The sequence below is a fragment of the Parafrankia sp. BMG5.11 genome, from assembly GCF_004337455.1.
On the sequence record NZ_SJXI01000028.1, the window covers coordinates 85,859 to 100,330 of the forward strand.

Below are 14,472 nucleotides of genomic sequence, written 5' to 3' on the forward strand. Positions count from 1 at the left end.
GAGCGGCGTCCGGTTCCGTCAGTCGGCCCAGACGCGCCACGGCGCCGTGCCCGCGTCCCACAGCTGGTTGAGCTCGGTCCAGTCGCGGAAGGTGTCCATGCCCATCCAGAACCCCTCATGCGTGTGCAGGGTGAGCTGGTTGTCCCGGGCGAGCTGCTGCAGCGGGTGGCGCTCGAGCATCGTGGACGGGTCATCGTCGAGGTACTTGTCGACGAACTCGCGCTCGAAGACGAAGTAGCCGCCACTGACCCAGCCGGTCGCCGGGGGCTTCTCGGCGAACTGCGTGACGGCGTTGCCCTCGGTGACCAGCTCGCCGTAACGGCTGGACGGCCGCACGCCGGTGACCGTGCCGATCCGGCCGGACCGGATGTGGTCGCCGAGAACGTCCGCCACGTTGATGGCGCCGACGCCGTCACCATAAGTGATCATGAAGCGGGGGCCGGTGAGGTACTGCGCCACCCGGCGCAGGCGGGCGCCCGTCCCGGTGAGCAGTCCCGTCTCGACGAAGGTGACCTCCCAGTCCTCGTCGCCGGCGGTGTTGTGGAACTGCGGTGTGTGGTCGTCGGCGAGCTTGAGCGTGAAGTCGGCGACCTGCTGGCGGTAGGCCAGGAAGTAGTTCTTGATCAGGTCGCTCTTGTAGCCGAGACACAGCACGAACTTGCGGAAACCGTAGTGCTCGTAGGTCTTCATGATGTGCCACAGCACCGGCTTACCGCCGATGTCGACCAGGGGCTTGGGGAGCTTCTCGCTGGCCTCGCGCAGCCGGGTTCCCATGCCGCCACAGAGGATGACGACCGGAATGTCGCGCGGGTCGACGCTTGCGGCATCCGTCGAGAGAGCTCGGGTTGTCTCGGTGGTCAAAGCTGTCGCGTCTCCCGTGTCAGTGCCCCGGCGGGCCCGGGGGCGGATGGCTCGGTGCCGGATGGGCCAGGTGCCGGAGGCAGAGCCGGTGCGGGGCTGTGACGGGGTCCGTGCCACTGGCCGTACCGGCTCACCGGCTCCGCCGGTGCGTACCGGCCGCGGGAGGGGTCGTCTCCCGCGTCGGGCGCTGGCCGGTGCGGCCGTCCGTTCCCGACGGCGGGCCCGGTTCCCCTCGGACTCGGCCGGCGCGGCTCCTGCCGGCCGGCACGGTCGCCAGCCGCCGGAGCGTGAGGATGTGCAGCTCGCGACGCCCGTCACCTGTCGGGGGCGGACGTGCGGTGTCCTCCAGTCGGTCCGCGGAGTTTCCTGGTCCACTGTTGTGTGATCGCGTATTCGCGTGTTCTCCTGCGCGTTGATCGCGTGTGCGCGTGACGGCGGCCAACCGCCGACCTGAGCGCCGGGCGCGACGCGGCAACGGTACCGTACCGCCCCTTCCGTGCCGGTCCACGGTCCCGGAGTACCTGGTCAGCATGGGCGGGTCGGACCCCGTCCACCCGGCCGGACGGCTCTGTCAACGTTGACGTGAGTGCCGGTGCGCGAGGGCTCTTCCGCGGTCCCTTTGGCACCGGTGTGCGTCGTCCTTGTTACGGTTTGTCGGATGTCCTGGGATGAAGGACGCGGTCCGTCGTCTCCATGTCCATCCCCCGGCCTGCGCGGTCGCTGGCCTCGGCGCGCCTATACCGTTGTCTTTCTCTACGTCGGCCGGGAGGTAAGATCCATGCTCTCGGCCATACTTTTTACTTTTAGTAAACGACTCAACATGATTCAGGCCCTGGTTCGGCGGGACGACGCACTCGGGGGTGGATCCCATGCCGCCTGACGAGTGGCACGGCCACGGCCGCCCCGATCTGACCCGCGCGAGCCGGGCCGACGTGCCGACCGGTGAATGGGTCGTCGACGACGGCCCCGCGGGCACCCGGCCGACGTCCGACTGGTCGATCGGGGTCTATCGGCGCGGTGACGAGGTTCCGGGGCCCGGCCCGGCCACCGGAGCAACGGCCGCCACCGGCGCCACCTCCGCCTCGCCGCCCGCTGGAGCGGCCGCGGTTCCCGCCCCTCCCGCCCAGCCGGCCACCGGCAGGGCTCCCGGCTCACCTTTTGACCCCGAGATGCTCTCCTCCCGGCGCCGGCCGGCGCGCCGCCGTTCGCCGGCCGCGCCGATCGCCCCCTACCCGGAGGGCCCGGCCTACCCGGGATCCGCCACGCGCGGCGAGTCCGGGGCGCGCGGCGAGTCCGGGGCGGAATGGCCCGATGACCACGAGTCCGGCCAACGCGGACGGGGCCACAGCGGGTCCCGGCGCGATCGCGACTCCAGATGGGACGTGCCCGGATGGGACGCCCCCGGATCCGACCGTCCTGGCCCCGGCGAGGGCGAACAGCGCCAGCGTCAGCCTGAACGGCACCGGTCCGGACCCGGCCGGCCCGAGGGTCGCGGCGTCGGTGAGCCCACGTCGGGGTACGGCGAGTCCGGCCACGGGCGCGATCCGTACCGCGGCGCGGACGGGCGTCCCGGCGCGGCGGGGCACTGGGATGAGCCGGACTGGGCCGGCGAGCCCTCCCGTCCCGCCCCGTGGACCCCGCCGCCCTTCGAGCCACGGCCATCCTCGGCACCGCCCGCACGGGTCCCGCCGCCGGCGGCACCGCCGTTCTCGGCACCGAGCTCGCGGGTGCCACCGCCGCCACCGTCGGAGTCACCGTCCTCGACGTGGCCGCCCGGTGATCTCGCCACCCAGCATTTCCAGCGGCGAGACTGGGAAGGTGAGCCGCGGCCCGGCGGACCGAGGCCCACCCGGCCGGGCGGGGAACGCGCAGACGAGACGATGATCCTCCCGCCGTCCCGGCCGGAGCAGGGCGCGCGCGAACGCGGGGATCGCGACCAGCGGAGCCAACGGCCGGGCCGTGACCAGCGGAACCATCAGCCGGGCCGTGCCCCCCGCGACCAGCCGGACCCTGATCGGCGCGGCGACCAGCCGGGCCTTGACCGACGTGACCGGCCAGGCCGTGATCGGCGGGGCGATCAGCCGGGCCGTGATCGGCGGGCCTCGGAGCGGGCCCGTCGCGGAGACGGCGCTCGCGAGCGGGCCCCCGGGGAGGGCACCGCCGCGCGGGAGCGGTCCTCGCGGCCGGTGACCGGCCCGGAGCGTGCCCAGCGGTCGGACGACCAGCCGGAGCGGTCGCGGCGGGGGCAGGAGCAGACCGGGCGGGCGCAGGAACATCCGGAGCGGCCGCGGCAGCGGCGTTCGGCCACCGACCGCACCCGGTCCGATCGCGCCCGGCCTGACCGTGCTCGGCCCGAGCGCTCGCGGCCCGGGTCCGCCGGCGGGCACGTCACCGGGGTGCTGCCCATCGCCGACCCCGTCCGGGACGGGCGTGGTTCCGCGCAGCCGCCGCGGACCGAGCCGGCGGCCGACGCATCGCTGCCACACCGGGTCACCGACTGGATCATCGAGCACTGGGGCGCGAAGCCCGGGCGGCACCCGTACCTGCCGGTGGGCCTGGTCGCCCTGGCGGCGGTGCTGGCCCTGGTCGCCTGGATGCTCGGGCCGGCCCAGAACAGCCCGGCGAGCGTGGACGCGGCCCCGGTCACGCCGACTCCGTCCGCCGCACCCTCGCCTGCCGCCGTGCCGCCGCCGGCACCCGTCTCGGCCGAGCCCGCCCCCGGATCCGGTGCGGTCGCCCCGCCATCGGGGCAGGTGACCCGCGTGGCGCGGGCGGCGACCGCGGGGAGTTTCCCCAGCGGGGTGGCCGCGCACACGGTGGCGGAGGCGACGGCGTGGGCGCAGTTCCGCGGCCGGCCGGTGGACGTGGTGGTCACCTACACGGACCGGAACAGCTGGGACGCGATCGTGAACCCCTGGATCGGCCGCAGCGCGTCGACGTTCTCAAACTTCGCCGGCACCCTGGTCGTCAGCGTTCCCCTTTTTCCGGTCGAGGGCTCGGAGCTGGGAAATCTCACTGACTGTGCCGCTGGTGACTACAACGCGAAATGGCGCCAGTTCGGCCGGTGGCTGGTGAACGAGGGTCGAGGGGACTCGTTCGTCCGCCTTGGCTGGGAGTTCAACGGCGACTGGTTCGCCTGGCGGGCCTCAGCGAACCCGACGGCCTACGTGCAGTGCTTCCGCAACGCCTCGTCGTCGATCAAGGCGACGAGCCCGAAGGTCCGCATCGACTGGAACATCAACGCCCACGGGCCGCGCAGCGCCTTCGCCGTCTACCCGGGTGACCAGTACGTCGACGTCATCGGCATCGACAGCTACGACCAGTACCCGCCGAGCCCGACCCTCAGCGCCTTCGACGCCCAGTGCGACGCCACCGAAGGCCTGTGCCAGGTGATCAGCTTCGCCCGCCGGCACAACAAGCTGTTCTCGGTGCCCGAGTGGGGTGTGGTCAGCCAGCAGAACACCAAGGCCGGTGCCGTCGGCCAGGCGGGCGGGGACAACCCGGTCTACATCGAGCGGATGTACAGCATCTTCGAGCGCAACGCGGACATCCTCGCCTACGAGGCGTACTTCAGCGACGACGTCCCGGGCAACGTCCACTCGTCCCTGCTCAACCCCAACCGCCACCCACGCTCGGCGGACACCTACAAACGGCTCTGGTAACACCCACCCGCGACCCCGGGCCGCGGCGTGCGGCCGGTCAGATGGCGCCGGAGCGGCCGGCGTCGTCGTGGAGTCCACCGACGAACGCCTCGGCCACCTGCACCTGCTCGCGCAGTGTGATCAGCTTCTCCTCGGCGAGGGCGACCCAGGTGGCCAGCCGGGCCTGGAGCTCGGCGCGCCGTTCGGCGGGCAGGTCCGCCTCCTCGAGCTCGTCGCGCAGCACGAGCAGGGAGCGCATCTCCTCCAGGGTGAAGCCGAGCGGCTTCATTTTCTTGATCAGGAAGAGCCGGTCGACCGCGTCGTCGTCGTAGAGGCGGAAGCCGCCCACCGTCCGACCGACCGGCATCAGGAGCCCGGCTTCCTCGTAGTACCGAACCGTGCGCAGGGACAGCCCGACTCGCTCGGCGACATCACCGATCTGGTGGACGTCACGGCGTCGCGTGGTGGACAAGTCGACCCTTACGTCAGCATCTGTCGCCGGTGGCAAACCGGGCGTCTGACGACTGTACGTCGATCCGTGACACGGCGCCCGCATCTCGATCGGACGCCCTGCCGTAGGCTGGTCATATCGACCCCGCCGCCCGGGAACCTCGCCGGGGACGGCTGCATCCGGGACGCCTCCGCGCCCAGGGTGGCTCCGTATCCGGGGGTTCCGTCGCCGCGGCGGTGTGGTCCGCGGGGTGCCCGTCCGGGTCGGTGCCACATCCGGTAGTGCGCCGCGTCCGGGGTACATCCTCTCCGGTGCCCAGCGGGGGTGGTCGGCCCGCCGGCGGAGGTTGTCCTCCGTCCGGTTCCCACAGCCGGCAATCCTCACGGCCGGCAATACCGTCTGTCGGATCGCTGTTGCAACCGGAGTCGGCCGCCGTCTGGCCGCATCGCCGTGGCCGCCGCGTAGTCCGTCGGCACCGGATTCGCTAGCACTGGAGAGGCACGGGACGGATCACATGACCCTCGCGCCGCTGCTCGACGCCCTAGTCGCCCGCCCCGGCGGTGATCCAGCGCTGACCCGCGCGCTGGGCTCGCCGGCCGAACCCGTCCTCGACCTGGCCGGGCCCGCGGCGCTGCGCCCGTTCGCGGCGGCGGCGATGGCCCGGGCCGGTCACACCGTCCTCGCGGTGACGGCGACCGGCCGCGAGGCCGAGGACCTGGCCGACGCGGTGGGCAGCCTGCTGGGTCCCGAGCGCGTCGCGGTGTACCCGAGCTGGGAGACGCTGCCCCACGAGCGGCTCTCGCCGCGGGCGGACACGGTGGGGCGCCGGCTGGCCGTCCTGCGCCGGCTCGCGCACCCGGGCACCGGCGGTGCCACCGGTGCGGGCCCGCTGGCCGTCGTGGTGGCCCCGGTCCGCTCGGTGCTCCAGCCCCAGGTGGCCCGGCTGGGTGAGCTGGCCCCGGTCGCGCTGGCGAAGGGGGACACCGCCGACCTCGAGGAGGTCACCGCCCGCCTGGTGGGCATCGCCTACCACCGCGTCGACCTGGTCGAGCGGCGCGGCGAGATGGCCGTCCGCGGCGGGATCCTCGACGTCTTCCCGCCGACCGAGGAACACCCGCTGCGGATCGAGTTCTTCGGCGACGAGGTGGACGACATCCGCCGCTTCTCCGTCGCCGACCAGCGAGCGCTGCCCGCGGAGGACGGCGAGCCGGCGGCCGAGCTGTTCGCGCCGCCGTGCCGGGAGCTGCTGCTCACCGACGAGGTCCGGGCCCGCGCGGCGGAGCTGGCGCGGGAGCACCCGCAGCTCGTCGACATGCTTGACAAGATCGCCGAGGGCATCCCGGTGGAGGGCATGGAGGCGCTCGCGCCCGTGCTCACCGACGAGATGACCCTGCTGCTGGACGAGCTTCCGGCGGGCTCACGTGTGCTGGTCTGCGATCCCGAGCGGGTGCGCACCCGGGCCGGCGAGCTGGTCCGCACCAGCCAGGAGTTCCTGGACGCCTCGTGGAGCGTCGCGGCGCTCGGTGGCGGGTCGCCGATCGACCTGGGCGCGGCGACCTACCGCTCGGTCGCCGACGTCCGGGAGCGGGCCGCCGAGCTGGGTATCCCCTGGTGGTCCGTCAGCCCGTTCGCCTCCGACCCCGGAGCCGGAGCCGCGGCCGGGGGCGACGACGCCTTCGGCGACGACACGGTCGTCGCCAGCCTGCGGCCGGCCACGGCCTACCACGGGGACACCGCGCGGGCCACCGCGGACATCAAGGGCTGGCTCGCCGACTCCTGGCGGGTGCTGCTCGTCACCGAGGGCCACGGCCCGGCCGAGCGGCTCGTCGAGATGATGCGGGAGGCCGATCTCGGCGCGCGGCTGGCGGCCGACGCCGAGCTCGCCGCGGGGGTCGCCGTCGTCACCCAGGCCCAGCTCGGCGCCGGGTTCGTCAGCCCCACGCTGCGGCTGGCCGTGCTCACCGAGACCGACCTCGCCGGCGCCCGGGGGGTCACCACCCGGGACATGCGCCGGATGCCGAGCCGGCGGCGCAAGGGCATCGACCCGCTCGCGCTGAGCGCCGGCGACCTCGTCGTGCACGACGCCCACGGTGTCGGCCGCTACGTCGAGATGGTCACCCGCACGGTGGCCGGCGCCAAGCGCGAGTACCTGCTGCTCGAGTACGCCCGCGGCGACCGCCTCTACGTGCCGACCGACCAGCTCGAGCAGATCAGCCGCTACGTCGGCGGCGAGGGCCCGAGCCTGGACCGCATCGGCGGCGCTGACTGGGGCAAGCGCAAGAGCCGGGCGCGCAAGGCCGTCAAGGAGATCGCCGGCGAGCTGATCCGGCTGTACAGCGCTCGGATGGCCGCCCCCGGCCACGCCTTCGGTCCCGACAGCCCCTGGCAGCGTGAGCTGGAGGACGCCTTCCCCTTCCGGGAGACGCCCGACCAGCTCGCGGCCATCGACGAGGTCAAGGCCGACATGGAGAAGCCCGTCCCGATGGACAGGGTGATCTGCGGCGACGTCGGCTACGGAAAGACCGAGATCGCCGTCCGCGCGGCGTTCAAGGCGGTCACGGACGGCCGCCAGGTCGCCGTCCTCGTCCCGACCACGCTGCTCGTCCAGCAGCACTTCCAGACCTTCGCCGAGCGGTACGCGCCGTTCCCGGTCACGGTGAAGGCGGTGAGCCGGTTCAACGCGCCGTCCGAGCAGCGCGCCGTGCTCGACGGCCTCGCCAACGGCACGGTGGACGTCGTCATCGGCACGCACCGTCTGCTCTCCGGCGAGACGAAGTTCTCCGACCTGGGCCTGGTGATCGTCGACGAGGAGCAGCGCTTCGGCGTCGAGCACAAGGAGCACCTCAAGAAGATGCGGACCGCGGTGGACGTGCTCACCATGAGCGCCACGCCGATCCCGCGGACCCTGGAGATGTCGATCACCGGTATCCGGGAGCTGTCGACGATCGACACCCCGCCCGAGGAGCGCCACCCGGTGCTGACGTCCGTGGCGCCCTACGACCCGCGCCAGGTGACCGCGGCCATCCGCCGCGAGTTGTTGCGCGAGGGGCAGGTCTTCTTCATCCACAACCGGGTGGAGAGCATCGACCGGGCTGCGGCCGCGCTGCGCGAGCTGGTGCCCGAGGCGCGGATCGCCACCGCGCACGGCCAGATGAACGAGGACGCCCTCGAGCAGGTCATGGTCTCCTTCTGGGAGAAGAAGTTCGACGTCCTGGTCTGCACGACGATCGTCGAGTCGGGCCTGGACATCTCCAACGCGAACACGCTGATCGTCGAGCGGGCCGACAACTTCGGGCTCTCCCAGTTGCACCAGCTGCGCGGGCGGGTCGGGCGAGGCCGGGAGCGCGCCTACGCCTACTTCCTGTACCCGGCGGACCGGCCGCTGTCGGAGACCGCGCACGACCGGCTGGCCACCATCGCCCAGCACAACGACCTGGGCGCCGGCATGGCCGTCGCGATGAAGGACCTGGAGATCCGCGGTGCCGGGAACCTGCTCGGCGGCGAACAGTCCGGCCACATCGCATCGGTCGGTTTCGACCTGTACGTCCGGATGGTGGGCGAGGCCGTCGCCGAGTACAAGGGCGAGGCGGAGGAGCCGCCGGAGGTCAAGGTCGAGCTGCCCGTCGACGCGAACCTGCCGCACGACTACGTGCCCAGCGAGCGGCTGCGGCTCGACGCCTACCGCCGGCTGGCCGGCGCGGTCTCCGACGCCGACATCGCCGAGGTCCGCGGCGAGCTGACCGACCGGTTCGGCCCGCTGCCCGAGCCGGTGGAGAACCTGCTCGCCGTCGCCGGCCTGCGGGTGCTCGCCCGCCGGTTCGGCGTCACCGAGATCACGGTGGCCGGCCGGCAGGTCCGGTTCGCCCCGCTGGAGCTGCGGGAGAGCCAGACCCTGCGGCTGACCAGGCTCTACAAGGGCGCGGTGGTCAAGCCGGCCGTGCGCACGGTGCTGGTGCCGGCGCCCACCGAGACCGGCCGGATCGGCTCCCGACCGCTGCGCGACCGTGCGCTGCTGGCCTGGGCCGGCCAGTTGCTGGAGGCCGTCGCCGGCGACTCGGTGGCCGCCGCCGCAAGTCGGTGAGGGCCGCACCGGATAGCCCTATACCGTTCAAGCCCGGCGAGCGGATACGGTCAGCACCGTGAAGTTTCCGCGTCTTCTGGCCGGGCTCGGGCTCGTCGTGCTCACCGGCATCGCAGGTACCGCATGCACGACGCACGCCGGGGCTGCCGCGCAGGTCGGGTCGAGCACGATCGAGACCTCCACGGTGCGCGGGATCGTCGACCGCGGCTTCGAGGCCGTCTCGACCGTCCCCGCCCAGCAGGCGGCGCAGAGCCTCGACCGGCCCGAGCTGCAGCGCCGCACGCTGACCACCCTGGTGCAGCTCCAGGTGCTCGAGTCCGAGGCGGACCGCCTCGGGGTCACGCTGAGCAGCCAGGACGTCGACGCCTACTACCAGGCGTACGCCGTCCTGCAGTTCGGCAGCGTCGAGGCCTTCGAGACGCGGGCCGCCGCGGCCGGCTTCGCCAAGGAGGACGTCGGCGTGATCGTGCGCACCGGGGCGCTGGAGTCCGCCATCGGTGACAAGATCGCGCCCACCACCCTCGCCTCGGTGGCCGAAGCCCGCACGCAGTACGACAGCATCGTGGCGCAGGTCGGCGAACTTCCGCTGACCTTCGAGGCGGCCCGTCCGTACCTGCAGCGCTTCCTGGCCACCGACCAGCGTGCCGTCAAGCTCCGCCCGCTGCTGACCGAGGCCGCCGACCGGGAGCACGTCTCGATCAACCCGCGCTTCGGCTCGTGGGACGACAAGCAGTTCGCCGTGGTCTCCGCCCCCGGGACGATCGCCACGACGGCCGCGCCGGAGTCCGCGCTCGACCTGACACTGGGCTCCTGACCGGCGTGACCACCCGCATCACCCTGGTCTCGACCAGCGCCCGGGTGGCCCCCGGCCTGCTCACCGCCGCCGCCTGGGACGTGCTCCGCTCGGCCCGGGTCTGGACGGCGAGCCCGGAGCATCCCCAGGCCGCGGCGCTGCGCGAGGCCGGCGTCGACGTCTCGGTGCTGCGCCCCGCTCCGCCGTCCGAACCCGGCGCGGGGCTGCCGGCCGAGGCCGGTGTGGTGCCGTCAAGCCGGGCGGAGGCTGATCCGGTCGCCGAGCTGCGGGCGGTGGCCGGGCCGGGCACCCATGTCGCGTGGCTGCTCGACCCGGTCTCGCCGACAGCCGCCGACCGCGCGCTGCGCGCCGCCCTCACCGACCAGGACCACTCGGCGGAGCCGGGGGCCGTCGTCGAACTGCTCGTCGCCACCCGCGAGCTGCCCGGGTCGGCGCTGCTCGACGCGGTCGCGGTCATGGACCGGCTGCGCTCGCCCGGCGGCTGCCCCTGGGACGCCGAGCAGAACCACGTCTCGCTGGCCCCCTACCTGCTCGAGGAGGCCTACGAGGCCTACCAGGCCATCGAGGACGGGGACCTCGCGGAGCTGCGCGAGGAGCTGGGCGACGTCCTGATGCAGGTGCTCTTCCACGCGCGGGTCGCCGCCGAGTCCGGCGGGGCGGGCTGGGACGTCGACGACGTCGCGGCCGGGCTGACCGCCAAACTGATCCGCCGCCACCCGCACGTGTTCGGTGACGTCGCCGTCTCCGGCGCGGACGACGTCGTCACCAACTGGGATGCGATCAAGGCCCAGGAGAAGGGCCGGAAGTCGGTGACGGAGGGCGTGCCGCTCTCCGCGCCGGCGCTCTTCCTGGCCGCCAAGCTGCTACGGCGGGCCGCGAAGCTCGGGCTCCCGCCGGAGCTGGCCCTTCCCCGCCACCCGGCCGGCAGCGGCGCCGGGGCGGCCGGGGCCGGCCTGCCCGGCCTGCCCGGCCTCGTCGCGGAGCTGGCCCGGGAGGTCGGGACTGCCGGCCCCGGAGATCGGGCGTCCGCCGGTCAGGGTGACGGTCCTGGCGCCGAGGCGGGCACCACCGCCGAGGAGCGGGTCGGGGACCTGCTGTTCGCCGCGGTCGTGCTGGCCGGGGAGCAGGGGGTCGACCCGGAGACCGCGCTGCGCGCACGGGCCCGGCTGTTCCGGGACACGCTGGCCCGGGCCGAGCACGCCGCCCTCGCCCGCGGCGAGGAGCCCGGTGGGCTGGCCGCCGACAGCTGGCGAGACCTGTGGGCAGCCGCGAGCCTTCCCCCGCTGGAGCGGGGCGCCGCGGGCGGGCCGGTGCGCGAGGCCTGACCGAGCGTCGAGGAACTACGCAGGCCAGATACCGCCGTCCGGCGATGCGTGGCGGATGGGTGAGTCCTGGCTGTCACTCAACCGCCGCGGTTCCTCAGCGCCGTGCATACAGGCCTGGTAGGCATGAATATTTTCCGCCTCCGGCCTTCTCCGGGATTCCCGGTGCTCCGCCGCGCACCCCTGCCTCCCGGTGACACGACCCCCCGAGCCTCGGCCGCGTCCCGCGTCCCGCGTCCCGCGTCCCGCGTCCCGCGTCCCGCGTCCCGCGTCCCGCGTCCCGCAGGTGATCATGGTGTTCCGCGGTGCCGCCGTCATGGTTGACAGTCGATCTAGGAAACGTTGGTGGTGTGGAGGCGGTGGGCCTTCATCCTCTGGATCGGCTGACTGGTGGTCCGCCGACGCCGACGCGTCGCCAGCCCGCATCGCCACGTGTATCCAGCCGAGAGACTCAGCATCAACCTGACCCGGTTTTCGCGATCTTTGGAAGACGGCGATCATGTCTGAGAAACACCTCTTTGGCATCCTCGGCGAGCTGGTGGCTACCTCGCGCCTGGTAGTGGACCGTCCGGCCGGAAGCAGGCATCCACGAGTGCCGCAGGCCGTGTATCCCGTCGACTACGGCTACCTGGAAGGCACCGTGGCTGCGGACAGTGACGGTGTGGATGTCTTCTGTGGTAGCGCCGCCTGCACTGGCGTCGTGGGGTTCTTCGTGACGGCAGATCCCGTCAAACGCGATGTGGAGATCAAGGTGCTGATCGACTGCACCGCCGACGAGATCGAAGGTGTGCGACGTCTGCTGGACGATGTCTTGGAGATCGGCGGCATGCTCGTGCTGCGGTCCACGGAGACCGACTGAGGACCGCCGAAACACCTGTCTGACGGGATGAGCCCGGGTCGCAGAGACCGCGCCACGACAAGGCCGAGCAGGATCGCCGTCAACCATCACCTGGGACGTCAGTGGCAAGCATCTACCGGGACAGGACAACAGCCGCGCCCGACCAGCCCCGCCGAATTACCCGGCCTTGCGTCTAGCCTCGGAGCATGGTTGGAACCCCCAGACAGGTGGTCGCCGACGTCCAGCGGATCGCGCGGCGGCGCAACGCCCCGATCGTGCTCGAGCTCGACCTGACGTCCGATCCGGTCGAGGGCGTGCCCACGGACCCGCTGACGGCGGCGGTCTCGCACCGGCGGACCGGCCTGCGGGAGATCGTCGACGGGCTGCGCCGAGCGGCTCGGGACGAGCGCGCGAGCGTCGTCGTGGCGCACGTCGCCGCCTGCGGGATGCCGCTGGCGCGGGTGCAGGAGATCCGGGACGCCGTCGCCGAGTTCCGGGCCTCCGGCGGGGCCGCCTACGCCTACGCGGACACCTTCGGCGAGTTCGGCGGCGGCACCGTCGCCTACTACCTGGCCTGCGCGTTCGACGAGATCTGGCTCGCGCCGCCCGGTGACCTGGGCCTGACCGGCGTCGCGATGGAGACCCCGTTCGTGCGCGACGCGCTCGACCGGCTCGGTGTCACCGTTGAGATCGGTCAGCGCCACGAGTACAAGAACGCGGTGAACACGCTGGTGGAGCGGGACTTCACCCCCGCCCACCGGGAGGCGCTGGCCCGCATCGTCGACTCCAGCGCCGAGCAGATCGTCGCCGGGATCGCGCAGAGCCGGGGCCTGTCGGCCGACCAGGTCCGGCGCATGATCGACATCGCGCCGCTGGCCGGCCACGTGGCGCTCTCCGCCGGCCTCGTCGACCGCATCGGCTACCGCGACGAGATCTACGAGTACGCCCGGGAGCGAGCCCGCGCGCTGGCCGGCCGGGACCCGGGCGATGACGCCGGGGAGACGGTCGAACCGGTTCTGAGGTACGTCTCCGCCTACCGGCGGGCGGCCGTCCGCAAGGCCGAGTCGCCGGTGCGCCGCGCCGGGTCGTTCGCCTCGTCGCTGCCGGCGACGATCTTCCTGCGCGAGTCCGGCCGTTCCCGCACGGGAACGGCCGGTGGTCCCGGGGACGAGAGACCGGCCGGCGCGGCGGGCCCGTCGCGGGCGGGCGCGGACGTGGTGCCGCCGGAGATCGATCCGCACACGTCGGTGGTGGCGCTCGTGCACGGCACCGGGCCGGTGGTCCTCGGCGGAGCCACGATGCCCTTCTCGGGGCCGGTGTTGGCCGCCGACGCCGTCACGGCAGCGTTCCGCGCCGCCGCACGTGATCCTTCTGTGGCCGCCGCGGTCTTTCGGGTGGAGAGCCCTGGAGGCTCCTATGTGGCCTCGGACGTGGTCCGTCGGGAGATCGAACGGTTCCGATCCACAGGCCGTCCAGTAGTGGTCTCGATGGGCTCGGTGGCCGCGTCGGGCGGGTACTTCGTCGCGCTCGCGGGGGACGTGATCGTCGCGAACCCGGGAACGCTGACCGGGTCCATCGGTGTCTTCGGCGGCAAGCAGGTCGTGCGCGACCTGTTCGACAAGGTCGGCATCGGCTTCGGCGCCGTCGCCGCCGGTGAGAACGCGCTGATGATGTCCCCACGCCAGCCGTTCACCCAGGCCGAGCGGGCGAAGCTGGACGAGTTCCTCGACCGCGTCTACGCCGACTTCGTGGACAAGGTCGCCCAGGCCCGCCGCATGTCGCACGGCGACGCCCACGAGCTCGCCCGCGGCCGGGTCTGGACGGGCGCCGACGCCCACCGTCACGGCCTGGTGGACGAGCTGGGCGGGCTGGCCCACGCGATCGACCTCGCCTGGGCCCGGGCCGGCCTGCCGGCGGGGGAGACGCCCAGGGTGCGGCTCACGCCGAAGCCGTCGGTGTTCGACCGGCTGCGCGCGCCGAAGTCCAGCGAGGAGCCGGCCGCGGCGTCCGCGCTGGCACCCGGGCTGGGCGCCGGGCTCGCCGGCCTCGGGCTGCGCGGCGCGCTGCTCGTCGGCGAGCGGCTCCTGGGGGCTGGCCTGGCCCGGGCGGGCCTGCCGGGTGCCGGCCCCCTGGTGATGCCGCCGGTCGGCGAGATCCGTTAGTCCCGCGGGGCCCGGCCGGGCAGAACGCGCGCTGGTTGCGCGACCCCGGAGCATGATCAGGGTGTCACGATGGTGGCGGGACGTCCCCGCGTGGCGCGACCGGGAGGCGACGCGGTGGCGCGCGGGCGGCGGTAGTCTCGCACCGACCGGTTCGTCCGGACGGCGCCGCTCGTCCCCGTGCCCCGGGTCCGCGCCCGCCGGGCTGCCGCGGCGGATCCCCGGTGCCCGTCCGTCCGCCAGCGGTCGTTTCTGTCCGCCAGCAGATGTCTGTCCGCCAGCAGATGCCGTCCCGCGCCGGTGCC

Annotated in this window: 8 protein-coding genes; 6 read left to right on the top strand and 2 right to left on the bottom strand. The window is 73.3% G+C overall.

The genetic code is table 11. The annotated features are described in order from the left end of the window. Nucleotides 1-18: 18 nt before the first annotated feature. Nucleotides 19-861, bottom strand: coding sequence for a sugar phosphate nucleotidyltransferase (locus tag E0504_RS21390; RefSeq protein WP_020458450.1), 843 nt, complete (start codon nucleotides 859-861; stop codon nucleotides 19-21). 869 nt (nucleotides 862-1,730) lie between these two features. Here E0504_RS21390 and E0504_RS21395 point away from each other — a divergent pair. Beyond that, nucleotides 1,731-4,523: a glycosyl hydrolase gene (locus E0504_RS21395; RefSeq protein WP_131625749.1), complete on the top strand. Its 2,793-nt coding sequence runs from the start codon at nucleotides 1,731-1,733 to the stop codon at nucleotides 4,521-4,523. Between the two features lie 37 nt (nucleotides 4,524-4,560). Here E0504_RS21395 and E0504_RS21400 read toward each other — a convergent pair whose 3' ends face one another. Continuing rightward, nucleotides 4,561-4,974, bottom strand: a complete 414-nt coding sequence (locus tag E0504_RS21400; RefSeq protein ID WP_112108369.1) for a MerR family transcriptional regulator — start codon at nucleotides 4,972-4,974, stop codon at nucleotides 4,561-4,563. Between the two features lie 493 nt (nucleotides 4,975-5,467). Here E0504_RS21400 and mfd point away from each other — a divergent pair, with 493 nt between their 5' ends. The 5 genes from mfd to sppA all read left to right on the top strand — a co-directional run bounded on the left by mfd (nucleotide 5,468) and on the right by sppA (nucleotide 14,170). Continuing rightward, nucleotides 5,468-9,034 carry a transcription-repair coupling factor gene (gene mfd / locus E0504_RS21405; RefSeq protein WP_112108370.1) on the top strand — a complete coding sequence of 1,189 codons (3,567 nt, stop codon included), beginning with the start codon at nucleotides 5,468-5,470 and terminating at the stop codon, nucleotides 9,032-9,034. A 58-nt stretch (nucleotides 9,035-9,092) separates the two neighbouring features. Beyond that, entirely contained in the window at nucleotides 9,093-9,848 is a 756-nt protein-coding gene (locus E0504_RS21410) for a SurA N-terminal domain-containing protein (RefSeq protein ID WP_112108371.1), read from the top strand. Nucleotides 9,849-9,853: 5 nt separating this feature from the next. Continuing rightward, nucleotides 9,854-11,173, top strand: coding sequence for a nucleoside triphosphate pyrophosphohydrolase (locus E0504_RS21415; RefSeq protein WP_112108372.1), 1,320 nt, complete (start codon nucleotides 9,854-9,856; stop codon nucleotides 11,171-11,173). Between the two features lie 496 nt (nucleotides 11,174-11,669). Then, nucleotides 11,670-12,029 carry an inorganic pyrophosphatase gene (locus E0504_RS21420; protein ID WP_071059219.1) on the top strand — a complete coding sequence of 120 codons (360 nt, stop codon included), beginning with the start codon at nucleotides 11,670-11,672 and terminating at the stop codon, nucleotides 12,027-12,029. A gap of 185 nt (nucleotides 12,030-12,214) precedes the next feature. Beyond that, nucleotides 12,215-14,170, top strand: a complete 1,956-nt coding sequence (gene sppA, locus E0504_RS21425; protein WP_112108373.1) for a signal peptide peptidase SppA — start codon at nucleotides 12,215-12,217, stop codon at nucleotides 14,168-14,170. The last annotated feature ends 302 nt before the right edge of the window (nucleotides 14,171-14,472 follow it).

Bases quoted from the DNA above. Each gene is read 5' to 3' on its own strand.
- E0504_RS21395 (WP_131625749.1), top strand. From the start codon at position 1,731: ATGCCGCCTGACGAGTGGCACGGCCACGGCCGCCCCGATCTGACCCGC.
- mfd (WP_112108370.1), top strand. From the start codon at position 5,468: ATGACCCTCGCGCCGCTGCTCGACGCCCTAGTCGCCCGCCCCGGCGGT.
- E0504_RS21420 (WP_071059219.1), top strand. From the start codon at position 11,670: ATGTCTGAGAAACACCTCTTTGGCATCCTCGGCGAGCTGGTGGCTACC.
- sppA (WP_112108373.1), top strand. From the start codon at position 12,215: ATGGTTGGAACCCCCAGACAGGTGGTCGCCGACGTCCAGCGGATCGCG.